At 70.4% G+C, this 22,313-nt stretch carries 14 protein-coding genes; 11 read left to right on the top strand and 3 right to left on the bottom strand.

All coding sequences use genetic code 11. The features are described 5' to 3' along the window. Positions 1 to 78: 78 nt before the first annotated feature. Positions 79 to 1,002 (bottom strand): PirG, encoded by a 924-nt coding sequence (locus A5700_RS27070; RefSeq protein WP_231991444.1) that lies wholly within the window; start codon positions 1,000 to 1,002, stop codon positions 79 to 81. Between the two features lie 231 nt (positions 1,003 to 1,233). Here A5700_RS27070 and glf point away from each other — a divergent pair, with 231 nt between their 5' ends. The 11 genes from glf (at position 1,234) to A5700_RS21540 (ending at position 20,556) form a co-directional block, all read left to right on the top strand. Then, positions 1,234 to 2,430 (top strand): UDP-galactopyranose mutase, encoded by a 1,197-nt coding sequence (glf, locus tag A5700_RS21590; protein WP_068071996.1) that lies wholly within the window; start codon positions 1,234 to 1,236, stop codon positions 2,428 to 2,430. 49 nt (positions 2,431 to 2,479) lie between these two features. Then, positions 2,480 to 4,378 carry a glycosyltransferase gene (locus A5700_RS21585; protein ID WP_068205005.1) on the top strand — a complete coding sequence of 633 codons (1,899 nt, stop codon included), beginning with the start codon at positions 2,480 to 2,482 and terminating at the stop codon, positions 4,376 to 4,378. After that, the gene (locus A5700_RS21580) at positions 4,371 to 4,904 is read left to right on the top strand and encodes a phosphatase PAP2 family protein (protein WP_197502962.1); all 534 of its coding nucleotides are present in this window, start codon (positions 4,371 to 4,373) and stop codon (positions 4,902 to 4,904) included. Before A5700_RS21585 ends, A5700_RS21580 begins: the two co-directional genes overlap by 8 nt. Then, positions 4,897 to 5,805: a decaprenyl-phosphate phosphoribosyltransferase gene (locus A5700_RS21575; RefSeq protein ID WP_068075363.1), complete on the top strand. Its 909-nt coding sequence runs from the start codon at positions 4,897 to 4,899 to the stop codon at positions 5,803 to 5,805. The genes A5700_RS21580 and A5700_RS21575 overlap by 8 nt, the downstream gene beginning before the upstream one ends. After that, on the top strand, positions 5,792 to 7,765 hold the full coding sequence (gene aftB / locus A5700_RS21570) for a terminal beta-(1->2)-arabinofuranosyltransferase (protein ID WP_304440520.1): 1,974 nt from the start codon (positions 5,792 to 5,794) through the stop codon (positions 7,763 to 7,765). Before A5700_RS21575 ends, aftB begins: the two co-directional genes overlap by 14 nt. Positions 7,766 to 8,177: 412 nt before the next feature. Beyond that, positions 8,178 to 9,221, top strand: a complete 1,044-nt coding sequence (ag85A, locus tag A5700_RS21565; RefSeq protein WP_068075357.1) for a diacylglycerol acyltransferase/mycolyltransferase Ag85A — start codon at positions 8,178 to 8,180, stop codon at positions 9,219 to 9,221. Between the two features lie 152 nt (positions 9,222 to 9,373). Then, positions 9,374 to 10,273, top strand: coding sequence for an esterase family protein (locus tag A5700_RS21560; RefSeq protein WP_068075369.1), 900 nt, complete (start codon positions 9,374 to 9,376; stop codon positions 10,271 to 10,273). 114 nt (positions 10,274 to 10,387) lie between these two features. After that, entirely contained in the window at positions 10,388 to 11,398 is a 1,011-nt protein-coding gene (locus A5700_RS21555; RefSeq protein ID WP_068205003.1) for a cutinase family protein, read from the top strand. Positions 11,399 to 11,699: 301 nt separating this feature from the next. Continuing rightward, the gene (fadD32, locus tag A5700_RS21550; RefSeq protein ID WP_068075388.1) at positions 11,700 to 13,598 is read left to right on the top strand and encodes a long-chain-fatty-acid--AMP ligase FadD32; all 1,899 of its coding nucleotides are present in this window, start codon (positions 11,700 to 11,702) and stop codon (positions 13,596 to 13,598) included. Positions 13,599 to 13,609: 11 nt separating this feature from the next. Beyond that, entirely contained in the window at positions 13,610 to 18,976 is a 5,367-nt protein-coding gene (gene pks13 / locus A5700_RS21545; protein WP_068205001.1) for a polyketide synthase Pks13, read from the top strand. Then, positions 18,976 to 20,556, top strand: a complete 1,581-nt coding sequence (locus A5700_RS21540) for an acyl-CoA carboxylase subunit beta (RefSeq protein ID WP_068075382.1) — start codon at positions 18,976 to 18,978, stop codon at positions 20,554 to 20,556. The genes pks13 and A5700_RS21540 overlap by 1 nt, the downstream gene beginning before the upstream one ends. Here the strand turns inward: A5700_RS21540 and A5700_RS21535 are convergent. Both A5700_RS21535 and A5700_RS21530 read right to left on the bottom strand, forming a co-directional pair. Then, a complete protein-coding gene (locus A5700_RS21535) occupies positions 20,553 to 21,041 on the bottom strand; it encodes an SRPBCC family protein (protein WP_068075379.1) in 489 nt (162 codons plus the stop codon). The genes A5700_RS21540 and A5700_RS21535 overlap by 4 nt on opposite strands. After that, positions 21,034 to 22,313: acyl-CoA dehydrogenase family protein (locus A5700_RS21530; protein WP_068075376.1), on the bottom strand; the 1,280-nt coding region annotated here is incomplete at its 5' end. The genes A5700_RS21535 and A5700_RS21530, both read right to left, overlap by 8 nt.

Genomic DNA, 22,313 nt, shown 5'->3' with positions numbered 1-22,313 from the left:
GAATCCGCGCCAAATGTCGACGGCACCGCAGAGTGGGTGACTCTGCGGTGCCGTCTGGTGACAGAGGTGCGCGAAGCTCTAGACCGGGGGCAGGACCGGCGCGGCGGCCGGCAGGGCCGCAGCCGCACCCGGCAGCGCCCCGGCGGCACCCGGCAAGGCGCCCGCGGCGCCCGGCAGGGCACCGGCCGCACCGCCGTGCATGCCCTGCGTGATCGCCGGCATGACCAGGCCCTTGAGCAGGTCGATCGCCTGACCCGCGCCGAGCTGGTTGGCCGCCTGCATCACGTCGTTGACCAGACCGCCGCTGCCGCCGGAACCGCTACCGCCGCCCAGGCCGCCACCGCCGCCGAGCGGCGAGCCGCCGCCGAAGGTCGACGGGTCGCCGAGGATCGGGTAGGTGCCATCGGCGCCGGGGTCCACGCTGGCCGGGGCGGTGATGGGCACCTCGCTCGGGCTGCCCAGGCCGGGGGTCACCCCGGCGGGGCTGGTCAGACCGGGGTTGGACAGGGCCGGGTTGAGGCCCGCCCCGGGGGTGGCGACGCCGCCACCCGGGGTGACCGGCAGGGCGCCCGGAGTGGTCAGGCCCGGCGTCGTCGGAGCCAGGCCGGGGCTAGCCAGCCCGGGGCTCGTCAAGCCGGGGCTGGCCAGGCCGGGGGTGCCCACGCCGGGCGTCCCGAGGCCCGGGGTGCCGAGCCCGGGAGTGCCCAGGCCGGGGGCGCCCAGGCCGGGGCCGGCCAGGCCGGGCGCGCCGGCCGCTCCGCCACCCAGGGCGGGCACAGAGGGCAGGTTGATCCCGAACTGCGACAGCCCCTGCGACAGCGCGCCCATCAGCTCGCCAGGCAGGTCGGTCATCACCGCGGCCTGCTTGAACTCGTGGTGCTCGGGCGCCTTGGTGCCGGCGGTCGATTCGTAGACAAGGAAGTATGCGCAAGGACTCGCCACTGCCAGGGCGGCAACCGCGCTCATGGCTGTCGAAAGCTTGCGTCGGCGTCGGTTCGGCACGGAAGTCTCCTCTATCTGACTATGTGTTGTGTCGGCGTGTCCCGCCCGTCGTGTCCGGCAAGATCCACACAGAGTCGATGGTACGAGTGAGAATCCTGTTACTAGAGTGGTGATATGGAATCGTGAGACAAATGCGACTCGGACCGTAATCGGCCGGTTGCACACCGATCTCGCCCGCCCTGGCGTCGCCAGATGGGTTCGGCCTCCGCGGTCGGATACCCTAAGCAACCGATGACCGCTCGCTTCGACCTCCTCGTCGTCGGTTCCGGATTCTTCGGCCTGACCATCGCCGAGCGCGTGGCTACCCAACTGGGGAAGCGCGTGCTCGTCGTCGAACGCCGCCCGCACATCGGCGGCAACGCCTATTCAGAAGCCGAACCGCAGACCGGCATCGAGGTGCACAAGTACGGCGCCCACCTCTTCCACACCTCCAACAAGCGGGTGTGGGACTACGTGCGCCAGTTCACCGAATTCACCGACTACCGGCACCGCGTGTTCGCCATGCACAACGGGCAGGCCTACCAGTTCCCCATGGGGCTGGGCCTGGTGGCGCAGTTCTTCGGCAAGTACTTCACGCCCGACGAGGCGCGGGCGCTGATCGCCGAGCAGGCCGCCGAGATCAAGCCGGAAGACGCGCAGAATCTCGAGGAGAAGGCCATCTCGCTGATCGGGCGGCCGCTCTACGAGGCGTTCGTCAAGGGCTACACCGCCAAGCAGTGGCAGACCGATCCCAAGGAGCTGCCGGCCGCCAACATCACCCGGCTGCCGGTGCGCTACACCTTCGACAACCGCTACTTCAGCGACACCTACGAGGGCCTGCCGCTCGACGGCTACACCGCCTGGCTGGAACGCATGGCCGCCGACGACCGCATCGAGGTGCGGTTGGACACCGACTGGTTCGACGTCCGCGACCGGTTGCGGGCCGACAACCCCGGCGCGCCGGTGGTCTACACCGGCCCGCTGGACCGCTACTTCGACTACGCCGAGGGCCGGCTCGGGTGGCGCACGCTGGACTTCGAGCTGGAGGTGCTGCCCACCGGCGACTTCCAGGGCACGCCGGTGATGAATTACAACGACCTCGACGTCCCGTACACCCGCATCCACGAGTTCCGCCATTTCCACCTCGAGCGGGACTACCCGACCGACAAGACGGTGATCATGCGGGAGTACTCCCGGTTCGCCGAGGACGACGACGAGCCCTACTACCCGATCAACACCGAGGCCGACCGGGCCGTCCTGGCCGGTTACCGGACCCGGGCGAAGGCCGAAACCGCCGCGTCCGGAGTGCTTTTCGGCGGCCGGCTCGGCACCTACCAGTATCTGGACATGCACATGGCCATCGCCAGCGCACTGAACATGTACGACAACGTCCTCGCGCCGCATCTGCGCGACGGCAGACCCCTGGCCGAAGAGGAAAGCGTGAAATGACCCGTGGCAGCGACGATGCAGCGCGACGCGATGCGCAGGAGCGGCAGCCATGACCGCGGTTAGCCTGCTGGCCCGAATCATCCTGCCGCGTCCGGGCGAACCCCTCGACGTGCGCAAGCTCTACCTCGAGGAGTCGACGACCAACGCCCGGCGTGCGCACGCCACCAGCCGCACCTCGCTGCAGATCGGCGGCGAGTCGGAGGTGTCGTTCGCCACCTACTTCAACGCGTTCCCGGCCAGCTACTGGCGCCGCTGGTCCACCCTGGAATCGGTGGCGCTGCGCGTCGAGGTGGTCGGCACCGGCCGCGTCGACCTCTACCGCACCAAGGCCACCGGCGCGCGCATCTTCATCGAGGGCAGGCAGTTCTCCGGCACCGACGAGCAACCGCAGGTGCTCGACATCGAGGTGGCGCTCAAGCCCTTCGAGGACGGCGGCTGGATCTGGTTCGACATCACCACCGACAGCGCCGTCAGCCTGCTCGCCGGGGGCTGGTACGCCACCAAGCCGGCGCCGGGCACGGCCAACGTCGCCATCGGCATCCCCACCTTCAACCGCCCCGCCGATTGCGTCAACGCGCTGGCCGCGCTCACCGCGGACCCGTTGGTCGACGAGGTGATCGGCGCGGTCATCGTGCCGGACCAGGGCGTGCGCAAGGTGCGTGACCATCCCGACTTCCCGGACGCCGCGGCGCGACTCGGCTCGCGGCTGTCCATCCACGACCAGCCCAACCTCGGTGGCTCCGGCGGATACAGCCGGGTGATGTACGAGGCGCTGAAAAACACCGACTGCGAACAGATTCTGTTCATGGACGACGACATCCGGATCGAGCCGGACTCGATCCTGCGCGCGCTGGCCATGAACCGGTTCGCCAAGACGCCGATGCTGGTGGGCGGGCAGATGCTCAACCTGCAGGAGCCGTCGCACCTGCACATCATGGGCGAGGTGGTGAACCCGGAGACGTTCATGTGGACCGCCGCGCCGCACGCCGAATACGACCACGACTTCTCCCATTACCCGCTCAACGACGACAACCCGAAAAGCAAACTGCTGCATCGCCGTATCGACGTGGACTTCAACGGCTGGTGGACATGCATGATCCCGCGTCAGGTGGCCGAGGAGATCGGCCAGCCGCTGCCGCTGTTCCTCAAGTGGGACGACGCCGAGTACGGTCTACGCGCGGCGAAGCACGGCTATCCCACCGTCACGCTGCCCGGCGCGGCGATTTGGCACATGGCGTGGAGCGACAAGGACGACGCCATCGACTGGCAGGCCTACTACCATCTGCGCAACCGGCTGGTGGTGTCGGCGACGCATTGGGACGGCGACGTCACCGGCCTGATCCGCAGCCACCTCAAGGCGACGCTGAAACACCTTGCCTGCCTTGAGTATTCGACCGTCGCTATCCAGAACAAGGCGATCGACGACTTCCTGGCCGGCCCCGAGCACATCTTCTCGATCCTGGAGTCGGCGCTGCCGGAGGTGCACCGCATCCGCAAGGAGTACCCGGACGCGGTCGTGCTGCCCGCCGCCAGCGAACTGCCTGCGCCGCAACACAAGACGCGAGCGATGAAGCCGCCGGTGAACCCCGTGTCGATCGGTTACCGGCTGGCCCGCGGCATCCTGCACAACGCCACCGCCGCCGACCCGGAGCACCACCGGCGACCGGAGTTCAACGTGCCGACGCAGGACGCCCGCTGGTTCCGGTTGTGCACGGTCGACGGCGTGACGGTGACGACCGCCGACGGCTGCGGGGTGGTCTACCGGCAACGCGACCGCCGCAAGATGTTCGCGCTGTTGCTCGCGTCGCTGCGCCGGCAGCGTCGGCTGGCGGCCCGGTTCGACGAGATGCGCAAGGTCTATCGCGACGCGCTGCCCGTGCTGGCGAGCAAGCAGAAGTGGGAGACGGCGCTGCTGCACCACGCGGCCGAGAAGACCGAGCATGCCTGAGGCTTCCGCCGAGGACCCGCGCGGCGAGGTGGCCGCGCTGGTCGCCGTCCAGTCCGCGTTGACCGGGCGGCCCGGCGTGTTGACCGTCGCGCGGGGGCTCTCCCACTTCGGCGAGCACAGCATCGGCTGGGTGGCCGTGGCGCTGGCCGGCGCCGCGCTCGCGCCCAGGCGGCGCGGGGACTGGGTGCTGGCCGCCGTCGGGGCGTTCGCCGCGCACGCCGCCGCGGTCCTGGTCAAACGCGTGGTGCGGCGCGAACGCCCCCACCACCCGGCCGTCGCCGTCAACGTCGGCACGCCCAGCCGGCTCAGCTTCCCGTCGGCGCACGCCACCTCCACCACCGCCGCGGCGCTGCTCCTGGGGCGGGCCACCGGCCTGCCGCTGCCCGCGCTGCTGGTGCCCCCGATGGCGCTGTCGCGGGTGGTGCTCGGCGTGCACTATCCCAGCGACGTCGCCTCCGGCATCGCCCTCGGCGCCGTCGTCGCCGCCCTCGCCCGCCGACTCCGGGAGGTGATGCGCCATGGCTGAGGACGTGGCGGCCAGGCCGTCGGGCAACCTGTTCGTCGGCGTCATTAAGGCGATCCGGCCCCGCCAGTGGGTGAAGAACGTCCTCGTCCTGGCGGCGCCGGTCGCCGGGCTGGGCAGCGGCATCCGCTACAACTACGCGCAGATGCTCACCCAGGTGGGGCTGGCGTTCGTGGTGTTCAGCCTGGCGGCATCGTCGATTTATCTGGTCAACGACGTGCGCGACGTCGAGGCCGACCGGGAGCACCCCACCAAGAGGTTCCGACCGATCGCGGCGGGCGTGGTCCCGGAGTGGCTGGCCTACGTGCTGGCCGCGCTGCTGGGCGCGGCGTCGCTGGGCATCGCGTGGCTGGTGACGCCCAACCTGGCGCTGGTGATGGCCGTCTACATCGCGATGCAGCTGGCGTACTGCTTCGGCCTCAAACACCAAGCGGTGCTGGACATCTGCATCGTGTCGTCGGCGTACCTGTTGCGCGCCATCGCCGGTGGGGTGGCGACCGAGATCTCGCTGTCGCAGTGGTTCCTGCTGTCCGCGGCGTTCGCGTCGTTGTTCATGGTGGCCGGCAAGCGCTACGCGGAGCTGCAGTTGGCCGAACGCACCGGCGCGGCGATCCGCAAATCGCTGGAGAGCTACACCAGCACGTATCTGCGGTTCGTGTGGACGTTGTCGGCGACCGCGGTGGTGGTCTGCTACGGCCTGTGGGCGTTCGAGCGCGACCACCACTCCGGCAGCTGGTACGCGGTGACGATGGTCCCGTTCACCATCGCGATCCTGCGGTACGCGGTGGACGTGGACGGCGGGCTGGCCGGCGAACCCGAGGACATCGCGCTGCGCGACCGGGTGCTGCAGCTGCTTTTCCTCGGCTGGATCGCGACAATTGGAGCCGCGGTTGCCTTCGGTTAGCCCCGAACTGCAGGCCCTCAAAGCGCGCATGGTCCGCCGCCGCCCGGTGTTCCGGCGCCCGGGGTGGCCGGTGTTCCCCTACACCACCCTGGTCCGGGCCAGCCTGTGGGCCAGCGTGGCGGTCGTCAGCGGGCTGTTCGCGTGGGGGGCCTGGCAGCGGCGGTGGATCGCCGACGACGGGCTCATCGTGCTGCGCACCGTGCGCAATTTGCTGGCCGGCAACGGCCCCGTCTTCAACCAGGGCGAGCGGGTAGAGGCCAACACCTCCACGGCGTGGACCTATCTGATGTACGCGGGCAGCTGGGTTGGCGGCTCGGTGCGCATGGAGTACATCGCCCTGGCGCTGGCCCTGCTGCTCTCGGTGACCGGCGTCGCGCTGGTCATGCTGGGCGCCGGGCGGCTCTACGCCCCGAGCCTGCGCGGGCGTCGGGCCATCATGCTGCCGGCCGGGGCGCTGGTCTACATCGCCCTGCCGCCGGCGCGGGACTTCGCCACCTCGGGGTTGGAGAACGGGCTGGCCCTGGCCTACCTCGGCTTGCTGTGGTGGCTGATGGTGTGCTGGGCGCAGCCGGTCCGCAACCGGCCCGAAAACACGCCGTTCCTGGCTGCCGTGGCGTTCGTGGCGGGTTTCAGCGTGCTGGTCCGGCCCGAGCTGGCCATCATGGGCGGGACCGCGCTGATCATGATGCTCATCGCCGCCCGGACCTGGCGGCGCCGGGCGCTGATCGTGCTGGCGGGCGGCCTGCTGCCGGTGGCGTACCAGATCTTCCGGATGGGCTACTACGGGCTGCTGGTGCCCGGCACCGCCCTGGCCAAGGACGCCGCCGGCGACAAGTGGTCGCAGGGCTTGATCTACCTGTCGAACTTCGACGCGCCGTACGCGGTGTGGCTGCCCCTGGTGCTGCTGGTGCCGCTCGGTGTGCTGGTGCTGGTGGCGCGCCGCCGCCCGTCGTTTCTGCGGCCGGCGCTGGCGCCCGACTACGGCCGGGTCGCCCGGGCCGTGCAGAGCCCGGCCGCCGTGGTGGCGTGGGTGCTGATCAGCGGGCTGATCCAGGCGCTGTACTGGGTGCGGCAGGGCGGCGACTTCATGCACGGCCGGGTGCTGCTAGCACCGCTGTTCTGCCTGCTGGCGCCCGTCGCCGTCATCCCGGTGGCGATCCCCGACGGGCAGGACTACTCCCGCGAGACCGGGCGCTGGGTCGCCGGTGCCGCCGGCGCGCTGTGGGTCGCCGTCGCCGGCTGGGCGCTGTGGGCGGCGAACTCCCCGGGCCTGGGCGACGACGCCACCCACGTCACCTACACCGGGATCGTCGACGAGCGTCGCTTCTACGCCCAGGCCACGGGCCATGCCCACCCGCTGACCGCGGCGGACTATCTCGGGTACCCGCGGATGGCCGCCATCCTGGTGGCGCTCGACAACACCCCGGACGGCGCGCTGCTGCTGCCGTCGGGCAACTACACCCAATGGGACCTGGTGCCGATGGCGCACCCGCAGCCCGGCGGCGCCGCCAACGACCGGCCGCAGCACGCCGTGTTCTTCACCAACCTCGGCATGGTCAGCATGAACGTCGGGCTCGACGTCCGGGTGATCGACCAGATCGGCCTGGCGAACCCGCTGGCCCAACACACCCAGCGGCTCAAGCACGGCCGCATCGGCCACGACAAGAACCTGTTTCCCGACTGGGTGATCGCCGACGGCCCGTGGGTCAAGGTCTACCCGGGCGTCCCCGGCTACCTCGACGTCCAATGGGTCGCCGAGGCCGTCGCGGCGCTGCAATGCCCCGACACCAAGGCCGTGTTGAGCTCGGTGCGCGCCCCGATGACCGCGCACCGCTTCCTGTCCAACGTGCTGCACGCCTACGGCTTCACCAAGTACCGGATCGACCGCGTCCCGCTGTACGAGTTGGCCCGCTGCGGGCTGCCGATACCCGAGCAGGTCCCGCCCCCGCGGCGCGATTAAGCCGCCGCAAGAAGAATTCTGGGCGAATTCCCGCCAATCACGATTCGGCAACGGCGCGAAATTGACAGCAACATCACAATTGCGGCCTCCCCTGGTGGCGGTAACAGCCCACACGTGCGCGAACGCCGCCTGTCAAAGCTCGTTTGACGAGCTGTTTGACGCGCGGTTTGACGCGAAAACCGCTGGGTAGGACCGCCGCTCGCGGGTCGGCCCCGCCGCCTCGATGCGGCCGAACCTGCGGTGGTGTGGTTGACTACTGGAGCACTGCTGCGCTGAGCGCGGCGACGACGCGGGCCGAGCGGCCCGAAGAGGAGCCGTGCAATTGGGTTTGCGCATGCAGATCGACCCAATCAAGAAAGCGTCCAATCGGAGAAGTGCGCCGAAAGGTCGCAAGAAGGATGAGGAAGCAAGGATGACGCTTGTCGACAGGTTTCGCGGCGCCGTGGCAGGGATGCCGCGGCGGCTCGTGGTGGCGGCCGCTGGCGCGGCGCTGCTCTCGGGCCTGATTGGCGCCGTGGGGGGCTCGGCGACCGCAGGAGCGTTCTCGCGCCCCGGTCTGCCGGTGGAGTACCTGCAGGTTCCCTCCGCCGGAATGGGCCGCGACATCAAGGTGCAGTTCCAAAGCGGTGGCGCCAACTCGCCCGCGTTGTACCTGCTGGACGGTATGCGCGCGCAGGACGACTTCAACGGCTGGGACATCAACACCCCGGCGTTCGAGTGGTACAACCAGTCCGGCATCTCGGTCGCCATGCCGGTCGGCGGGCAGTCCAGCTTCTACTCGGACTGGTACAAGCCCGCGTGTGGTAAGGCCGGTTGCACCACCTACAAGTGGGAGACCTTCCTGACCAGCGAGCTGCCGTCGTACCTCGCCTCGCAGAAGCAGGTCAAGTCGACCGGCAGCGCCGTCGTCGGCCTGTCGATGGCGGGCTCCTCGGCGCTGATCCTGGCCGCCTACCACCCGCAGCAGTTCGTCTACGCCGGTTCGCTGTCGGCGCTGCTGGACCCGTCGCAGGGGATGGGCCCGTCGCTGATCGGCCTGGCCATGGGCGACGCCGGTGGCTATAAGGCCAACGACATGTGGGGTCCGAAGGAGGACCCGGCCTGGGCCCGCAACGACCCGTCGCTGCAGGTGGGCAAGCTCGTCGCCAACAACACCCGGATCTGGGTGTACTGCGGTAACGGCAAGCCGTCCGACCTCGGTGGCGACAACCTGCCCGCCAAGTTCCTCGAGGGCTTCGTGCGGACCTCCAACCTGAAGTTCCAGGACGCGTACAACGCCGCGGGCGGCCACAACGCGGTGTGGAACTTCGACGCCAACGGCACCCACGACTGGCCCTACTGGGGCGCGCAGCTGCAGGCGATGAAGCCTGACCTGCAGTCGGTGCTGGGCGCCACCCCGGGTGCCGGTCCCGCGACCGCCGCTGCCGCCTCCAACGGCACCGGCCAGGGCACCTAGACCCGTAACAACCACACGCCTGGCGGCGGCAACCCCTCGGGGTTGTCGCCGTCAGTCGTTTCGCGGTGTGAGCTGTTTCACTACCCCCTGCACCGGGCGTGCCGTGGCGCTGGCTACTGTGCACAACAGCGACTAGACGATGGAGGGTGGACATGACGGTCGTACGGGGTGTGTCGGCGCTGCTCCGGCTGCTGTGCGTCGCGGTGCTGTCGGTGGGGCTGATCGGCGCGACGGCCACGCCCAGGGCGCGCGCTGCCGGCTACGAGAGCCTGATGGTTCCGTCGGCGGCGATGGGCCGCGACATCCCGGTGGCCTTCCTGGCCGGTGGCCCGCACGCCGTCTATCTGCTCGACGCCTTCAACGCCGCCCCCGACGTGTCCAACTGGGTCACCGCCGGCAACGCGATGAACACGCTGGGCGGCAAGGGCGTCTCGGTGGTGGCACCCGCCGGGGGTGCGTTCAGCATGTACACCAACTGGGAGCAGGACGGCAGCAAGCAGTGGGACACCTTCCTGTCCAGCGAGCTGCCGAGTTGGCTGGCCGCCAACAAGGGCCTCGCGCCGGGCGGCCACGCCGCCGTCGGCGCCTCGCAGGGCGGGTACGGCGCGTTCGCGCTGGCCGCGTTCCACCCCGACCGGTTCGGTTACGCCGGCTCGCTGTCCGGCTTCCTGTACCCGTCGAGCACCAACTACAACGGCGCTATCCTGGCCGGCCTGCAGCAGTTCGGCGGCATCGACGGCAACGGCATGTGGGGAGCCCCACAGCTGGGCCGGTGGAAGTGGCACGACCCCTACGTGCACGCGTCGCTGCTGGCCCAGAACAACACCCGGGTGTGGGTGTACAGCCCCACCAATCAGGGCGGTGACGACGCCGCGATGATCGGCCAGGCGGGCGCGGCCATGGGCAGCTCGCGGGAGTTCTACCAGCAGTACCGCAGCAACGGCGGCCACAACGGGCACTTCGACTTCCCCGGCGGCGGCGACAACGGCTGGGGCTCCTGGTCGGGCCAGCTGGGCGCTATGTCCGGCGACATCGTCAGCGCCATCCGCTAGCCGCCCGGGCTCGCGGCCGGGCGGGGCCGCCGCGGCCAGCCGGTACCGTGTAGAGCGTGCAGCAGCGCGCGTAGGGTCGCGCGCTGCGTCCATCCGCTCTGCTGGCAGGAGAACATGGCTACAAGCGCCCGGCGCAAGCGCCACCGACGACTCGCCTGGATCGCCGCCTTGGCGGTGGCCGGGGTGGTGTTGCTGGTGGTCGTGGCCGTCGTGACCCTGCTGCGCGGCCGCCAGTCGCCGCCGAGCGCGGTGCCCTCGGGCGTGCTGCCGCCGTCGTCGACCACCTCCCACCCGCACAAGCCGCGCCCCGCCTCCCAGGACGCGTCGTGCCCCGACGTCTACGTGGTCGACGTGCCCGGCACCTGGGAGTCGTCGGTGCAGGACGACCCGGGCGCCCCCGTGCAGTTCCCGAACGCGCTGCTGCACAAGGTGGTGACGGCGCTGGCGCAGGGCTCGCCGTCCTCGCGGGTGCAGACCTACACCACCCCGTACACGGCGCAGTTCCACAACCCGCTCAGCGGTGACACGCAGATGTCCTACAACGCCAGCCGCGCCGAGGGGACCCGCGCGACCGTGCAGGCGATGACCGACATGAACGCCAAGTGCCCACTGACCAGTTACGTGCTGATGGGGTTCTCGCAGGGCGCGGTGATCATGGGCGACATCGCCAGCGATATCGGCAACGGCCGCGGCCCCGTCGACGACGACCTGGTCCTGGGCGTGACGCTGATCGCCGACGGCCGCCGCCAGCCCGGGGTGGGCAATGACATCGGCCCCAACCCGCCCGGCCAGGGCGCCGAGGTGACCCTGCAGGAGGTGCCGATCCTGTCCGGGCTGGGCCTGACCATGACCGGCGCGCGCCCCGGCGGGTTCGGTGACCTCAACGCCAAGACCAACGAGATCTGCGCGCCCGGCGACTTGATCTGCGCGGCGCCGCAGGAGGCGTTCAGCGTCGCGAACCTGCCCAGCACCCTGAACACGCTGGCCGGGGGAGCGGGGCAGCCGGTGCACGCGCTGTACGCCACCACCCAATGCTGGAGCGTGGACGGCGCGCCGGCGACGGACTGGACCCTGAACTGGGCCCAGGGGCTGATCGCCAACGCGCCCCACCCCAAACATGGCTGACGCGGGGCTTGGAACACGGGCCGAACACAGGGCTAGACACAGGGGTAGGTATGCCGATCCGGGTCCGGATCGGCGGTACCTTGTGATTTGGAGCGCCGCAAGCGGCGCCGTAACATTAAGAAGAACTTAAGACTGAGGGACCCCGGTTGCGCAACCGGTTGGGGTCGATGCTGGGCTGGCGCGGAACCCGAGGGGTCCGAACGGCTCCGCGTGGATCCGATCGGCACAGCGCGCGGCGGGCCCGGGAGAGATGTCACTGTCGGCGTAGCCGACCCGAGAGCAGGTGGGACAGGAGAGCGGCATGGTGTACCACAACCCGTTCATTGTGAACGGGAAGATCAAGTTCCCCGACAACACCAACCTGGTCAAGCACGTCGAGAAGTGGGCGAGGGTCCGCGGCGACAAGCTGGCCTACCGGTTCATCGACTTCTCCACCGAACGCGACGGCGAGTACCGCGACATCATCTGGCGCGACTTCAGCGCCCGCAACCGGGCCGTCGGCGCCCGCCTGCAACAGGTCACCCAGCCGGGTGACCGCATCGCCATCCTGTGCCCGCAGAACCTCGACTACCTGATCGCGTTCTTCGGCGCGCTGTACGCCGGCCGGATCGCGGTGCCGCTGTTCGACCCCTCCGAGCCGGGACACGTCGGCCGCCTGCACGCCGTCCTCGACGACTGCACCCCGTCGACCATCCTGACCACCACGGAAGCCGCCGAGGGCGTCCGCAAGTTCATTCGTGCCCGTGCGGCCAAGGAGCGTCCCCGCGTCATCGCCGTCGACGCGGTGCCCAACGAGGTCGCGTCCACCTGGGAGCCGCCGGAGGCCGACGAGAACACCATCGCGTACCTGCAGTACACGTCCGGCTCGACCCGGACGCCGACGGGCGTGCAGATCACCCACCTGAACCTGCCGACGAACGTCCTGCAGGTGCTCAACGGCCTGGAGGGCAAGGAGGGCGACCGCGGCCTGTCCTGGCTGCCGTTCTTCCATGACATGGGGCTGATCACGGCGCTGCTGTCCCCGGTCATCGGCTACAACTTCACGTTCATGACGCCGGCGGCGTTCGTGCGCCGGCCCGGCCGGTGGATCCGCGAGATGGCGCGCAAGCCCGACGACGCCCCGGACTGCCAGGTCGTCACCGTCGCGCCGAACTTCGCGTTCGAGCACGCCGCGGTGCGTGGGGTACCCAAGGACGGCGAGCCGCCGCTGGACCTGAGCAACGTCAAGGCGATCCTCAACGGCAGCGAGCCGGTCTCCCCGTCCTCCATGCGCAAGTTCTACGAGGCGTTCAAGCCCTACGGGCTGCCGGAGACCGCGATCAAGCCGTCGTACGGCCTGGCCGAGGCGACGCTGTTCGTCTCCACCACCCCGATGAACGAGGCACCGACCGTCATCCACGTCGACCGGGACGAGCTCAACAAGCAGCGCTTCGTCGAGGTCCCGGCCGACTCGCCGCGCGCCGTCGCGCAGGTGTCCGCGGGCGTGATCGGTGTGGACGAGTGGGCCGTCATCGTCGACCCCGACACGGCCAGCGAGCTGCCCGACGGCCAGATCGGCGAGATCTGGCTGCACGGCAAGAACATGGGCACCGGCTACTGGGGCAAAGAGGAAGAGACCTCGGAGACCTTCAACAACATCCTCAAGTCACGGGTCAGCCAGTCGCACGCCGAGGGCGCGCCGGACGACGGCCTGTGGGTCCGCACCGGTGACTACGGCACCTACCACAAGGGTCACCTCTACATCGCGGGCCGCATCAAGGACCTCGTGATCATCGACGGCCGCAACCACTACCCGCAGGACCTCGAGTACTCGGCGCAGGAGGCCAGCCGCGCGCTGCGCACCGGTTACGTGGCCGCCTTCTCGGTGCCTGCCAACCAGCTGCCGCAAGTGGTGTTCGACAACCCGCACACCGGCCTGAAGTACGACGCCGAGGACAGCTCCGAGCAGCTGGTGATCGTCGCCGAGCGGGCCCCCGGTACGCACAAGCTGGACTACCAGCCCATCGCCGACGAGATCCGGGCCGCCATCGCCGTGCGACACGGGGTGACCATCCGCGACCTGCTGCTGGTGCAGGCCGGGAGCATCCCCCGGACCTCCAGCGGCAAGATCGGCCGTCGCGCCTGCCGCGCCGCCTACCTCGACGGCAGCTTGCGCAGCGGCGTCGGTTCCCCCGACACCTTCGCCAAAGCAACAGACTGAATCCAGGAACCATGGCTGACACAGACGAACCCCAGGAGAACCGGGCCGCCAACAAGACCGACCTGACCGTCCCCGAGATGCGCGAATGGCTGCGCAATTGGGTGGGCAAGGCCGTCGGCAAGTCGCCGGACGAGATCGACGAGTCGGTCCCGATGGTCGAGCTGGGCCTGTCGTCGCGCGACGCCGTGGCGATGGCCGCCGACGTCGAGGACCTCACCGGCGTCACCCTGTCCGTCGCGGTGGCATTCCAGCACCCGACCATCGAGTCGCTGGCCACCCGCATCGTCGAGGGCGAGCCGGAGGCCGACACCTCGGGCGACGACGTCTCGGACTGGACCCGCAACGGCCCCGCCGAACGCGTCGACATCGCGATCGTCGGGCTCTCGACCCGGCTGCCCGGCGACATGAACAGCCCCGACGAGACGTGGCAGGCGCTGCTGGAGGGCCGCGACGCCATCACCGACCTGCCCGAGGGCCGCTGGGCGGAATTCCTGGCCGAGCCGCGGCTGGCCGAGCGGGTCGAGGCGGCCCGCACCCGGGGTGGCTACCTCTCCGACATCAAGGGCTTCGACTCCGAGTTCTTCGCGGTCGCCAAGACCGAAGCCGACAACATCGACCCCCAGCAGCGGCTGGCGCTGGAGCTCACCTGGGAGGCGCTCGAGCACGCCCGCATCCCCGCGTCGAGCCTGCGCGGCGAGTCCGTCGGCGTCTACGTCGGCGTCTCCAACAACGACTACAGCTTCCTGGCGGTCTCGGACCCCACGATCGCGCACCCCTACGCCATCACCGGCACGGCTACCTCGATCATCGCCAACCGGGTGTCCTACTTCTACGACTTCCGCGGCCCGTCGGTCGCCGTCGACACCGCCTGCTCCAGCTCGCTGGTCGCGATGCACCAGGCCGTGCAGGCGCTGCGCAACCACGAGGCCGACGTCGCGGTGGCCGGCGGCGTGAACGCGCTGATCACCCCCGTGGTGACGCTCGGCTTCGACGAGATCGGTGCCGTGCTCTCCCCGGACGGCCGGATCAAGTCGTTCTCCTCCGACGCCGACGGCTACACCCGCTCCGAGGGCGGCGGCATGCTGGTGCTCAAGCGGGTCGACGACGCCCGCCGCGACGGTGACCAGATCCTGGCCGTCATCGCGGGCAGCGCGGTCAACCACGACGGCCGGTCCAACGGCCTGATCGCCCCGAACCAGGACGCGCAGGCCGACGTGCTGCGCCGCGCCTACAAGGACGCCGGCATCGACCCGCGCACCGTCGACTACATCGAGGCGCACGGCACCGGCACCGTCCTGGGCGACCCGATCGAGGCCGAGGCCCTGGGCCGCGTCGTCGGCCGGGGCCGCCCCGCCGACCGTCCGGCGCTGCTCGGCGCCGTCAAGACCAACGTCGGGCACCTGGAGTCCGCGGCCGGCGCGGCCAGCATGGCCAAGGTGGTGCTGGCGCTGCAGCACGACAAGCTGCCGCCGTCGATCAACTTCGCCGGGCCCAGCCCCTACATCGACTTCGACGCGCAGCGGCTCAAGGTCGTCGACCAGGCCACCGATTGGCCGCGGTACGGCGGCTACGCGCTGGCCGGGGTGTCCAGCTTCGGCTTCGGTGGCGCCAACGCGCACCTGGTGGTGCGCGAGGTGCTGCCCCGCGACGTCATCGAGAAGGAGGCGCCCGAACCCGAACCGAGCGCCGCCGACGCGGTGCCCGCCGCCGAGGCGCCCGGCGGCGAGAGCCACGCGCTGCGCTTCGACGACTTCGGCAACATCATCCCGGACCCCGCCGCGCCGGAGGAGGACGACTACGAGCTGCCCGGCCTCACCGACGAGGCGTTGCGCCTGCGGGAGATCGCGCTGGAGGAGCTCGCAGCGCAGGAGGCCGAACAGCCGACCAAGCCGCTGATCCCGCTCGCCGTGTCGGCGTTCCTCACCTCCCGCAAGAAGGCCGCCGCCGCCGAGCTGGCCGACTGGATGGAAAGCCCGGAGGGGCAGGCGTCGTCGCTGGAGTCGATCGGCCGCGCGCTGTCGCGGCGCAACCACGGCCGCTCCCGCGCCGTGGTGCTGGCCCACGACCACGAGGAGGCCATCAAGGGCCTGCGCGCTGTCGCCGAGGGCAAGCAACGGCCGGGCGTCTTCAGCGCCGACGGACCCGTCACCAGCGGACCGGTCTGGGCGATGGCCGGCTTCGGCGCCCAGCACCGCAAGATGGGCAAGAGCCTGTACCTGCGCAACGAGGTCTTCGCGGAGTGGATCGAGAAGGTCGACGCGCTGATCCAGGACGAGCGCGGCTACTCGGTGCTCGAACTGATCCTCGACGACTCGCACGAGTACGGCATCGAGACGTCCAACGTCGTCATCTTCGCGATCCAGATCGCGCTGGGCGAGCTGCTCAAGCACCACGGCGCCAAGCCCGCCGCGGTGATCGGGCAGTCCCTGGGTGAACCCGCGTCCGCCTACTTCGCCGGCGGGCTGTCGCTGGCCGACGCCGCCCGGGTCATCGCGTCCCGCTCGCACCTGATGGGCGAGGGCGAGGCGATGCTGTTCGGCGAGTACATCCGGTTCATGGCGCTCGTCGAGTACTCCGCCGACGAGCTCAAGACGGTGTTCGCCGACTTCCCCGGCCTGGAGGTGTGCGTCTACGCGGCGCCCACCCAGACCGTCATCGGCGGGCCACCCGAGCAGATCGACGCCATCGTCGCCCGGGCCGAGGCCGAGGGCCGCTTCGCCCGCAAGCTGCAGACCAAGGGCGCCGGCCACACCTCGCAGATGGACCCGCTGCTCGGCGAGTTCTCCGCGGAGCTGCAGGGCATCGAGCCGCGCACGCCCACCGTGGGCATCTTCTCGACCGTGCACGAGGGCACCTACATCAAGCCCGACAGCGAGCCGATCCACGACGTCGCCTACTGGGTCAAGGGCATGCGGCACTCGGTGTACTTCACGCACGGGGTCCGCAACGCCGTCGACAGCGGCTACACCACCTTCCTGGAGCTCGCGCCGAACCCGGTGGCGCTGATGCAGATCGGCCTGACCACCGCCGCCGCGGGGCTGCCCGACGCGCAGCTGATCGCCACGCTGGCCCGCAAGCAGGACGACGTCGAGTCGATGATCTCGGCGATGGCCCAGCTGTACGTGCACGGCCACGACCTGGACATCTGGACGCTGTTCAGCAAGGCCGCCGGGCCGCAGGACTACGCCAACATCCCGCCGACCCGCTTCAAGCGCAAAGAGCACTGGCTGAACGTCAACTTCGCGCAGGGCGCCAGCTCGGTCATCATGCCGGGGGCGCACGTCGCGCTGCCCGACGGCCGCCACGTGTGGGAGTACAACCCGCGCGGCCTGGTTGACCTGGGCGCGCTGGTGAAGGCCGCTGCCGCCGAGGTGCTTCCCGACGCGCAGCTGACCGCCGCCGAGCAGCGCGCGACGCCCGGCGAGGGCGCCCGGCTGGTGACGACGCTGACCCGGCATCCGGGCGGCGCGTCGGTCCAGGTGCACGCCCGCATCGACGAATCGTTCACGCTCGTCTACGACGCGCTGGTCACCCGCGGCGGCTCGCAGGCGGTGCTGCCGGTGGCCGTCGGCGCGGGCGCGGCGATCGCGGCCCCCGTCGACGGCCTGGCCGCCGGCGGCGACGCGCCGGCCGAGCAGGCGGACGCCGAAACGCTGACCGACAGCCTGACCAACCGGTACTTCTCGGCCAGCATGGGCAAGTGGTCGCCGGACTCCGGCGAGACCGTCGCCGAGCGGCTCGGGCTGATCGTCGGCGCGGCCATGGGGTACGAACCCGAGGACCTGCCGTGGGAGGTGCCGCTCGTCGAGCTGGGCCTGGACTCGCTGATGGCGGTGCGGATCAAGAACCGCGTCGAATACGACTTCGACCTGCCGCCCATCCAGCTCACGGCGGTGCGCGACGCCAACCTCTACAACATCGAGCAGCTGATCCAGTACGCCGTCGAGCACCGCGACGAGGTCGAGCAGCTGCACGAGCACCAGAAGACGCAGACGCCCGAGGAGATCGCCAAGGCGCAGGCGATGCTGATCAGCGGCGCGACGCCCGCCACCGTGGCCGCGCCCGCGCCGGACCCGCAGGCCGAGCCCGAAACGCAGGCCGAGCAGTCGACGCCGGCACCGCCGCTGTCCGACGTGCCGATCCCGCCGCCGCCGACCGACCCGACCGGCCCGGCGAAGAACGGATCCAACGGCGCCCAGCCGGCGGCCGCGCCGGACCTGGCCGCGGCCGCGGGGGCGCTGTCCCAGGAGGCGGTCGCCAAGGCGCTCAACTCCGACGTGCCGCCGCGCGACGCGGCCGAGCGGGTCACCTTCGCCACCTGGGCGATCGTGACGGGCAAGTCGCCGGGCGGCATCTTCAACCCGCTGCCCAAGCTCGACGAGGAGTCCGCGGCCAAGCTGGCGCAGCGCCTCTCGGAGCGGGCCGATGGGCCGATTTCCGCGGAGGACGTGCTGACGTCGGCCACCATCGAAGCGCTAGCCGAGAAGGTGCGCCAGTACCTCGAATCCGGGCAGGTCGACGGGTTCGTCCGCACCCTGCGGCCGCGTCCCGAGGGCAGCACCAAGCCGCCGGTGTTCGTGTTCCACCCGGCGGGCGGGTCGACGGTGGTCTACGAGCCGCTGCTCAACCGGCTGCCGGCGGACCTGCCGGTGTACGGCCTGGAGCGGGTCGAGGGCACCGTGCAGGAGCGGGCCGCCCAGTACGTGCCGAAGCTGTTGGAGCTGGGCGGCGACCAGCCGTTCATCCTGGCCGGGTGGTCGCTCGGCGGCGCGCTGGCCTACGCCTGCGCGATCGGGCTGAAGCGGATGGGCGCGAACGTCGCCTTCGTCGGCATGATCGACACCGTGCGGGCCGGCGAGGAGATCCCGCAGACCAAAGAGGAGACCCGCAAGCGCTGGGACCGCTACGCCAAGTTCGCCGAGCGCACCTTCAACGTCGAGATCCCCGCGATCCCCTACGAGCAGCTCGAGGAGCTCGACGACGAGGGACAGGTCAAGTTCGTGCTGGACATCGTCCAACAGAGCGGCGTGCAGGTGCCCGGCGGCATCATCGAGCACCAGCGCACGTCGTACCTGGACAACCGGGCGTTGGAGACGGTCCAGATCGAGCCGTACGACGGCCACGTCACGCTCTACATGGCCGATCGCTACCATGACGACGTCATCGAGTTCGAGCCGCGCTACGGCGTCCGGCAGCCGGACGGTGGCTGGGGCGAGTTCGTCGCCGACCTCGAGGTCGTGCCGATCGGGGGCGAACACATCCAGGCCATCGACGAGCCGATCATCGCCAAGGTGGGCGCGCACATGACCGAGGCTTTGAACGAGATCGCGCGCGGCGTGGACGCGCACAGCGGCCGGACGAGTGAGGTGGGCAACTAGTGACCGAGACAGCTCCAGCGCAACTGCCCGTGATCCACACGACGGCCGAGAAGCTGGCCGAGCTGCACGCCCGCCTGGAGCTGGCCAAGGAGCCGGGCGGCGAGAAGGCCGCCGCCAAGCGCGACAAGAAGGGCATCCCGAGCGCGCGCGCCCGGGTGCACGCGCTGGTCGACCCCGGCACCTTCATGGAGGTCGGGGCGCTGGCGAAGACGCCGAACGACCCGACCGCCCTGTACGGTGACGGCTGCATCACCGGGCACGCGATGATCGACGGCCGCCCCGTCGGGGTCTTCTCCCATGACCAGACCGTCTTCCAGGGCACGGTCGGCGAGATGTTCGGGCGCAAGGTCGCCCGGCTGATGGAGTGGTGCGCGATGGTCGGCTGCCCGATCATCGGCATCCAGGACTCCGGCGGCGCCCGGATCCAGGATGCCGTCACCTCGCTGGCGTGGTACGCCGAGCTGGGGCGCCGCCACGAGGCGCTGTCCGGGCTGGTGCCGCAGATCTCGCTGATCTTCGGCAAGTGCGCCGGCGGCGCCGTGTATTCGCCCATCCAGGACGACCTGCTGGTCTCGGTGCGCGACCAGGGCTACTTCTTCGTCACCGGGCCCGACGTGATCCGCGAGGTCACCGGCGAGGACGTCACCCTCGACGAGCTCGGCGGCTCTGACGCGCAAGCCCGCTACGGCAACATCCACCACGTGGTGAATTCCGAGGCCGAGGCGTTCCAGTACGTGCGGGACTTCCTGTCGTTTCTGCCCAGCAACTGCTTCGAGAAGCCGCCGATCGTCAACCCGGGCCTGGAGCCGGAGGTCACCCCGACCGACCTGGAGCTCGACGCGATCGTGCCGGACTCCGACAACGCGGCCTACGACATGCACGAGATCCTGCTGCGCATCTTCGACGACGGCGACTTCCTCGAGGTCGCCGCGCAGCACGGGCCCGCCATCATCACCGGGTACGCCCGCGTCGACGGCCACCCCGTCGGGGTGATCGCCAATCAGCCGATGCACATGTCGGGGGCCATCGATAACGAGGCGTCCGACAAGGCGGCGCGGTTCATCCGGTTCTCCGACGCGTTCGACATTCCGCTGGTCTTCGTCGTGGACACCCCGGGCTTCCTGCCCGGCGCCGAGGAGGAGAAGCGCGGCATCATCAAGCGCGGCGGCCGGTTCCTGTACTCCGTGGTGGAGGCCGACGTGCCGAAGGTCACCATCACCATCCGCAAGTCCTACGGCGGGGCGTACGCGGTGATGGGGTCGCGGCAGCTGACCGCCGACTTCAACTTCGCCTGGCCCACCGCGCGCATCGCGGTGATCGGCGCCGAGGGCGCGGCGCAGCTGTTGATGAAGCGTTTCCCCGACCCGAACACGCCCGAGGCGCAGCAGATCAAGAAGGACTTCATCGAGGGCTACAACCTCAACATGGCGATCCCGTGGACCGCGGCGGAGCGCGGATTCATCGACGCGGTGATCGACCCGCACGAGACGCGGCTGCTGCTGCGCAAGTCGATGCGCCTGCTGCGGGACAAGGAAGTGTGGTCCCGGGTGGCCCGCAAGCACGGCCTGATCCCGATCTAGCCGCGCGGATACCCCCGCCGCACCGTGCGGTCGAGGATGCCCAGCGTCGCCCGCAGCGCGCTCTCGGGCACCACCGGGAAGATGCCGGCATCGCGCCACTGCTGGTCGATCCGCGACCAGTCGTAGAACGACGTCACCACGGTGCGCGACTCGTCGCCGTCGTCGGGCCGTAGCCGGTAGCCGTAGACGTGGCCGATCTGCGGGCGGATCCGCCCCAGGATGGTCCACGCGATCAGCCGGTCCGGCTCGAATTCCTCGATGCGCACCGTCACGTCGTAGCGGCCCATCTCGGGGAAGTCGTTGAGCGCCTCGCGGTCCATGTGGACGACGAAGCTGTCGCCGACCGCGGTCACCGGGTCGCCGTCGGCGTCCTGCAGCATGCCGGACGCGTCGATCGCCACGTGGCCCTGCGGGTCGCACAGCACCGCGAAGACGGCGGCGGCGGGCGCGGCGATGGTGCGGTCGATCTCGATGCGATCAGTCATGAAACGCCCCCGCCACGAGTTCGTCGAAGTGGACCAGCGCGTCGTCGGAGTCCGCGTCGATGCCGCGCAGCGGGCCGGGATCGGCGAGGTAGCGCTGAGCGTGCAGGCGCGCGACCAGGGCCTTGCGGTCACCGCCGCGGGTCGCGCGCTCCCAGGCGGCCTGCTCGGTCAGCAATGCCGCGGCGTAGACGTCGCCCATGAACTGCGCCAGCGGGTACAGCCGCGCCTCGGCGGTGTCCCGGTCGAGCTTGCCCCACGCGGTGATCGCCGCGTCCAGGTCTTCGATGCGCCCGGCCACCAGCCGCGTGGTCTCGTCGTCGTCGGACACCGACACCGCGTCGCGCAGCCGCGCCAGCAGCGTCTCGTGGGCCCGCGTCTGCTCGATCCCGCGCCGCACGTCCAGGCACAAGATGTTGTCCGGCCCCTCCCAGATGGTGTTGACCTGGGCGTCGCGCAAAAGCCTTGCCACGGGCCAATTCTCGATGTAGCCGTTGCCGCCGTGGATCTCGATGGCGTCGGAGGCGGCCGTGATGCCCAGCCGGCACGCCTTGAGCTTGGTGACCGGCACCGCGATGCGCTGCCGGATCCCGCGCGGCTGCCGGTGGTTGGTGGCGCCGGTGCCGTCGAACACCATCGCTTGCGCGGCCTCGACGTCGACGATCAGCTCGGCGAGCTTGCGGCGCATCAGCGGCTTGTCGATGAGGGCCCCGCCGAACGCGTGCCGCCGCCGCGCGTAGGTCAGCGACTCCACCAGCGCGCGTCGCGCGTTGCCGAGGCCGAACAGGGCGATGCCGAGCCGGGCGGCGTTGGTGAGCTCCATCATCCGGCCCAGCCCCTTGCCGTCCGCGGGGCCGGCCGACGGCTGCCCTTCGCGCGGCGGCTCGGACAGCAGGAACGCCTCGGCGTCGACGAATTCGACCTCGCCCGACGCCACCGAGCGGGTGCCGAGCTTGTCCTTGAGCCGGCGGATCCGCACCCCGTTGCGCGACCCGTCGCGGCGGGTGCGCAACACCAGGAAGTTCGCGACGCCGCGGCTGGTGTCCGGCGCGCCCTCGGGCTTGGCCAGCACGACGAACGCCTCGCCGGCGCAGTTGGAGGCGAACCACTTGAAGCCGTTGAGCAGCCACGCGTCACCGACGCGGGTCGCAGTCGTCTCGAGCGCGCCGAGGTCGGAGCCGCCGGTGCGCTCGGTCAACAACTGCGCCGTCTCACCGGCCCACTCGCCGGCGGCGAACTTGGCCAGGACGTGGTCGCGCACGTCGGCCGGCGCGT

The sequence above is a fragment of the Mycobacterium sp. E1214 genome (assembly GCF_001666755.1).
GTDB lineage: Bacteria > Actinomycetota > Actinomycetes > Mycobacteriales > Mycobacteriaceae > Mycobacterium.
This window is presented reverse-complemented; position numbering and strand designations above follow the sequence as displayed.